The sequence below is a fragment of the Moraxella sp. CTOTU47724 genome (genome assembly GCF_032014955.1).
Taxonomy (GTDB): Bacteria; Pseudomonadota; Gammaproteobacteria; order Pseudomonadales; family Moraxellaceae; genus Faucicola; species Faucicola tetraodonis.
The window spans coordinates 1-1,292 of record NZ_DALZSV010000110.1; the positions used below are offsets into that span (position 1 = coordinate 1).

The following is a 1,292-nucleotide window of genomic DNA, read 5'->3' on the forward strand; positions in this document are numbered from 1 at the left end:
TTTTATGACCCCATAACAAGCAATTAAAAACCTTCTTCATCACTGCCAAAATGGTTAATATCCCTAAAACGGCTTAACTGACGACGCTGTTTTTTATTTGGCCGATGATCGGGGCGGGCAAGATTAGCAAGTTTTTTTTGTTCGGTGAAAAATTCTCGTTGGCTGATACTGGCATCGGTCTCTTGATAAAGCACACTGGCAGCAGTGGCATTACCACGCACTTCAGACAGCGCCAGCACCTTGACCGTCTTTTGGGTGTAATGATTGGCTGACCCTTGACGAATCGTCAATTCATCACCTACCGCTATCTCTTTACTAACCTTGACGCGATTGCCAAAATGGTGGACCCGTCCCGATTCAATCGCTTCCTTGGCTAGGGTGCGAGTTTTATAAAATCTTGCTGCCCATAGCCATTTATCTAAACGCACTTTAATTTTATCAGTTGTACTCAATGACATTTCCTATAACTTAACTGCATGAATAACTTTAGATTAAATGGTTGTTTTTTCGAATCTTTCAATACGTCACATCGATATTTCTAACAAGCAACTGGCGTGTCAAAACAAGGCTAATAGTCTATTCATCATGACAGTTATAAAACGCTGCTTAAATACTGAAAAGTCAGACTTATTAGCAAGACTCAGGGATTTTAAGCTAATTGATATGGTGAGTGAGCCAAGCCAAAATATCGTCATACACTTGTTGGTGATTAGGCTCTAGCAAGATTTCGTGGCGCATCGCTTCATATTGCTGCATGCTCACCGAGATAAAATTATTTTGTTGCAAACGTTTGACAATACGCGGAATGCCTTTCCCCATCTGCCCAACAGGGTCATCTTTTCCGCTGACAAATAGCAGCGGTAACTGCCTGGGTACTTGTTGATACCAATGCTTATTGGTGCCTGTTTGCATCAACGACATAAGGGCAAAATAGCCATTGTTGGTAAACTGAAAGCCGCAAAGCTTGTCATCAAGGTAGGCTTTTACTTGCTTGGGATCTGAATTGAGCCAATTAAACCCTTGTAAATCGGGTTCTTTTCTAAAGGGTAGGTTATTAAATTGGTTTAAAATTTTATCCAATACTGGATTGGTGCGGCGCGTGGTAAAGTGATTAAGATTTTTGGTCACAGGCACAAACAAGTTTGCCAATGGATTAAAATCTGAGGTACCCATAATCACTGCCCCATCAAATCGCTCACCATAGCGCTGCAAAATACAGCGAACGATAAATGACCCCATACTGTGACCCAAGATAAAATGGGGGATATCAGGGTATTTTTCAGCGATTAACT

Annotated in this window: 2 protein-coding genes; both read right to left on the reverse strand. The window is 41.3% G+C overall.

What is annotated here, in order from left to right:
* Positions 1 to 23: 23 nt before the first annotated feature.
* Positions 24 to 458 carry an RNA-binding S4 domain-containing protein gene (locus tag RTR63_RS11760; protein WP_036598052.1) on the reverse strand — a complete coding sequence of 145 codons (435 nt, stop codon included), beginning with the start codon at positions 456 to 458 and terminating at the stop codon, positions 24 to 26.
* Positions 459 to 654: 196 nt separating this feature from the next.
* On the reverse strand, positions 655 to 1,292 hold a 638-nt coding region (locus RTR63_RS11765), incomplete at its 5' end, for an alpha/beta fold hydrolase (protein WP_312524453.1).